The 4,377-nt window shown below is 72.9% G+C and carries 4 protein-coding genes; all 4 read right to left on the minus strand.

Features of this window, described 5'->3' with window-relative positions; all coding sequences use genetic code 11:
* Positions 1 to 124: 124 nt before the first annotated feature.
* The 4 genes from ACFC0D_RS38150 to ACFC0D_RS38165 are packed head-to-tail and all read right to left on the minus strand — an operon-like array spanning position 125 to position 4,159.
* Entirely contained in the window at positions 125 to 1,462 is a 1,338-nt protein-coding gene (locus tag ACFC0D_RS38150) for a hypothetical protein (RefSeq protein WP_376446618.1), read from the minus strand.
* 14 nt (positions 1,463 to 1,476) lie between these two features.
* The gene (locus ACFC0D_RS38155) at positions 1,477 to 2,625 is read right to left on the minus strand and encodes a hypothetical protein (RefSeq protein WP_376446621.1); all 1,149 of its coding nucleotides are present in this window, start codon (positions 2,623 to 2,625) and stop codon (positions 1,477 to 1,479) included.
* Entirely contained in the window at positions 2,622 to 3,491 is an 870-nt protein-coding gene (locus tag ACFC0D_RS38160; RefSeq protein WP_376446624.1) for a hypothetical protein, read from the minus strand. Before ACFC0D_RS38160 ends, ACFC0D_RS38155 begins: the two co-directional genes overlap by 4 nt.
* Positions 3,491 to 4,159 (minus strand): peptidase, encoded by a 669-nt coding sequence (locus tag ACFC0D_RS38165; RefSeq protein WP_376446627.1) that lies wholly within the window; start codon positions 4,157 to 4,159, stop codon positions 3,491 to 3,493. Before ACFC0D_RS38165 ends, ACFC0D_RS38160 begins: the two co-directional genes overlap by 1 nt.
* Positions 4,160 to 4,377: the final 218 nt, after the last annotated feature.

Raw genomic sequence — 4,377 nt, forward strand, 5'->3', positions numbered from 1 at the left:
TTTTTCCACCCTCATTTGGTCCGGGGTTTGGGGGGGGGCCCCCCCCGCCCCCCCCCGCGGTGGGGGGGGGGGGGCCCCCCCCCCCTCCGGGGGCCGCCCCCCCTCCGCCGTTTACGCCTACGTGTCAGCGCCGCAGACGCGCCCACGGGGTGAACGTGAACACCGCGCCGCCGAGCAGGATCACCGTGCCCGCGACCAGGGCGAGGGCGCGCAGGGCGCCGTCGTCCTCTGCGCCCGTCTCGGCGAGGCCGCCGCCGGAGCCGGCCGAGCCGGAGCCGCCGCCGGACGCCGCGTCACCGCCGCCCGACGCGCCGCCCTCCTGCTTGGTGGTGTCGAGCTCCAGCGAGGCCTGGACGGCGCCCTTGACCTGACAGGGGATCACGATCGGCGAGCCGCCGAGCGAGACGTTGATGGTCAGGGTGCCGGGGCTGAGCGTGGCCTTGCCGCTCGCGCCGGGCTTGTACGTGCCCTTCATGTCCGGCAGGTCGACCGGCTTGCCCTGCTCCAGCGGGGCGGCGTTCGCCGGGCCTTCGACCTTGACCGTGCCGCTGTCCGCGCCGCCGAGCTTGACCGCCATGGAGGGCTTGAGGGCTCCGGCGGGAAGCGGGGCGGGGCTGTCCATGACGCCCTTGGCGGTCTTGACCGTGAGGTCGTAGCTGCCGCCGTTCTTCTTGGCGTTGATGGTCACCTTGGAGGTGATGTTCGCCGGTCCGGGCGACTGGCAGGAGAACTGGACCGAGACCTCCTTGCCCGTGAAGTCGGTCTGCCCGCCGCCGCCTCCGGAGGTGCCTCCCGAGGTGCTGCTCCCGCCGGAGGTGGTGCCTCCGGCGGAGGTGCTGCCTCCTGAGGTCGTGCCGCCCGACGTCGTGCCGCCGGACGTGGTGCCGCCCGACGTGGTGCCGCCGGATGTCGTGCCGCCCGAGGAGCTGCCGCCGCCGTCCGTCACCTTGATCGTCGCCCCGACCGCCACCGTCTCCTTCGGCGAACACTTCGTGTCCGTCGACATCGGCTTCGAGACGTTGATGTTGTACTTGTCCGGCGTCAGCGTGATCTCGCCCGCCTTCTCCAGCTTCAGCTTGCCCTTCATGTCCGGCAGCACCATCGGGCTGTTCTTCGGGATCGGCGGGTTCTCCCGCGGTCCCTCCATGTTCAGGGTGCCGCTCGCCGCTCCGCCGACCTTGACGACACCGGTCGGCTTCACCGTGTCCTTCTCCAGGTCGAGGATGTCGGGGTTCTTGGACGCGGCCTCGACCGTCTTCCAGACGACCTCGACCTCGTCGCCGACCTTCGCCTCCGCCGGTGCGGTGATCTGCACCTTCGTGGTGCCCTGTACCGGCGGGAGGCCGGAGATGGACGGCGGAATGCACTCGGTCTTGTACGCGACCTCGGCGGCCTGAGCGGGGCTGGCGGCCAGCATGATCCCCGCGCCGCCGAGCATCAGCGCGACTCCCGCCGCGCTCATCCTCCGTTGCGTGCTCACTGATGTCCCTTCGTCGTCGGGCTGATCTCTGACGGTGCGGACGGTGCGGAGTCCGGGGTGAACCACGGCAGGACCGTGGTCGTGCTGGTGGGTTCGTCCCGCTCGGGGGCGGGGCCTTTTTCAGGTGTACGTACAAGGGCGCGGCGACGGCGGTGTCCGGCGCGGGACCCGGAGGCGCCGCCCGGCCGGACGCGGTCCACGACCGCCATGCCGATCCGGAAGAGCGCGGCCGGGACGACCACGGCGAGCAGCAGCCAGAACAGCGACACGCCCCAGGGCCTGCCGACCCCCCACGGCTGGTCGACCAGGACCTTGCCGGCGTACTTCACCGACACCTCGTAGTCGCCGTGCGCGCCCGCCGACAGCTCGACGGGCAGCTTGATCTGGGCCTTTCTGCCGGGCTCGATCGTGCCGCGCCACTGCCGTTCCTCGTACTGCGGCGAGAAGACGCCATGGGCGGTGCCGACCTGGAAGACCGGGTCCTTGACAGGTGCCTGGCCGAGATTGCCGACGGTGAAGACGATCTCGCGCCGGGCGGGTGCGCCGAACCAGACCAGGACCCCGCTGGAGCCTTCGAGGCGTACGGAGGCGAGGACGGCGAGCCTGCCGTCGCCGGTGGCCTCGGGCAGCGGGGCCGTCGGATGGCCGGCGACGGTGAAGGCGACGTCCACGACGTCCTGTTGACCGGTGACCCCGGCCACGTGCACGACGCACGGGCAGGGCTTGGGCGGCTCGGCCACCGGCAACTTCTGGCTGAAGGCGCCCTTGGCGTCGACGGTGGCGGCCCGGCCGAGGGTGTTGGCGCAGGAGTTGGTGCCACCGATGACACCCTTGCCCGGCGCGGACTGCCCGCACATCAGCAGCATGAGCAGCGCGCCCGGCTTCCAGCCGGTGCCGCTCACGGTGATCTCGCCGCCCTTGCCGCCCTCGGTCTGCGACAGGGCGACGGTGGGCCCGGGCGCGGCGGACGCCCGGGCGGCGGGCAGCAGAGCGAGCGCGAGCGTGGCGAGGACCAGCCCCACGACCGCCACCGCCCGGCGACGCGCGCCGCGACCGGAGCCGGACGCGGCGCGCGTACGCGACACCCCGGCCCCCGCCGCGAACAGAGCGCTCCCGTCCAGCCGCTCCGTACCGCTCGTACTCATCGGTCCGCTCCTGCCGTCGCGTCCACCAACTGGGGTTCCTCCACCGGGAATCCGGGACCTGCCGTGGCCCGGCCGGCCCGGTCTGCCCGGTCGCGGCGTCTTCGGGCCGCGAGGGCGGCCGCGCCGGCCGCGGCGAGCAGGGCGCCCGCTCCACCGGCGATCGCGCCCCCGGAGACGAAGACCCGCTCGGCACGGGCTGTCGCCGCCGGGGCACCCGGGGCCGTGGCCCGCACATGGAGCGTGATCGAGTCCAACGCGGGCGGGTCGGGCCAGGGTTCGCTGCGGGTGACGCGCTCGCCGGGGCCGAGGGTGAGCGGAAGGGCCCTGGAGGGGCGGTCGAGGACGGTGCCGTAGAGGCCCTCGGCGCGGAGGGACAGGCTCGGGGCGAGCACCGTGTTGCCGCGGTTGACCAGGGTGTAGCGCACGGTGCCCGAGCCGTCGAGGCGTACCTTCTCGACGGTGAGCGCCGCCAGGCTCGGCCCGCCGACCCGCAGATGCACCGGCACCCGCACCTCGCGCCCGCCCGCCTCCGCGCTCACCGTTCCCCGGTGCTCGCCGGGGGCGGTGTCCGCCGTGACGGTGACGGCGAACGGCACGTCCGCCCGGGTCCGTGCCGGTACGGTCACCGTCCGCGCGGCGAAGGCGAGCGGGGTGCCCTGCCCGCTCAGCCGTACCGTGAGCGGCTTCGGGCCCGGGTTGGTCACGGAGAGGGTGTCCTCCAGGACGCTGCCGGCCGTGCCCTCCAGATAGACGTACGGCCGCCCTTCGGCCGCGCCCGCCGTCCACCCCGGCGGTGCGGGCGCAGCCGCCACCGCCCCGAGCAGCGCGGCGGCCGCGGTCGCCGTACCGGCCCACGCCCCCCGCATCAGCGTGCCGTGCGCCGCGTGAGCCAGAGCACGCCGGCCGCGCCGGTCAGCAGCACCGTGCCGCCGAGGGTGGCGAGCGCCGTCGCGGAGTCGAGCGGTCCGGTCTTCGGCAGCTCGCCGCCGTTCGTGGACTGCGTCTCCCCGGAAGAGCCACCGCCGGCTGCCGTCACGTCGAGCTCGAGCGACGGAGCGGGGTTGTTCTTCGGGGTGCAGACCGCCGCGTCCATGCCGAGGGCGTGGACGGTGAGCACCCCTGCGGTGAAGGTGACCTTGCCGCTCTTCTTCGGCGTGTACGTGCCGGTCAACTGCCCGATCTTGATCGGGGTGTTGGGCGGGATGGCCGCCGTGTTCGGCGTGCCCTTGACCTTGATGGTGCCCGAGTCCGCGCCGCCGAGCTTCAGCTCGGCGCGCGGCGTCATCACACCCTTGGGCAGTTCGATGGGGCTGTCGGAGACGCCCTTCTCGAAGGACATGGTGATCGTGTAGCTGCTGCCGCTCTTGACGGCCTTGATGTCGACGGGCGAGACCGCGCCCTTGGGCCCGATCTTCGTCTCGCAGGCGTAGTTCACGTCGACGACGGCGGCCTGCGCGGCGGGGGCGGAGGCCAGCACCACCGAGCCCGCCGCCGCCGCTGCCAGCGCGAAAGCTGTTCTCCTCCGGTACGGCACCTCAAGCACCCCTCACCGCGAAGTTACTGACGGCTTATCAGATTGGGCGTCAAGGTACGCCTGGGGCGTTGTAGAGGGAAGACAAAGGGAGGACCGAAGTGGGGGCCCCGCCCCCGGCGCGCCCCGGGGGTGGTTCGGAGCGACAAAGGGGGGGGCCGGGTGGTATAAAAAAAAAAAGCAGCCCCCCCGAAATTGTGGGTTTTTAAAGGTGGTGGCGG

This window comes from Streptomyces sp. NPDC056222, from assembly GCF_042264065.1.
GTDB lineage: Bacteria > Actinomycetota > Actinomycetes > Streptomycetales > Streptomycetaceae > Streptomyces.

Excerpts from the sequence above, each read along its gene's own strand:
- ACFC0D_RS38155 (WP_376446621.1), bottom strand. The coding sequence starts at position 2,625 with ATGAGTACGAGCGGTACGGAGCGGCTGGACGGGAGCGCTCTGTTCGCG.
- ACFC0D_RS38160 (WP_376446624.1), bottom strand. The coding sequence starts at position 3,491 with ATGCGGGGGGCGTGGGCCGGTACGGCGACCGCGGCCGCCGCGCTGCTC.
- ACFC0D_RS38150 (WP_376446618.1), bottom strand. The coding sequence starts at position 1,462 with ATGAGCGCGGCGGGAGTCGCGCTGATGCTCGGCGGCGCGGGGATCATG.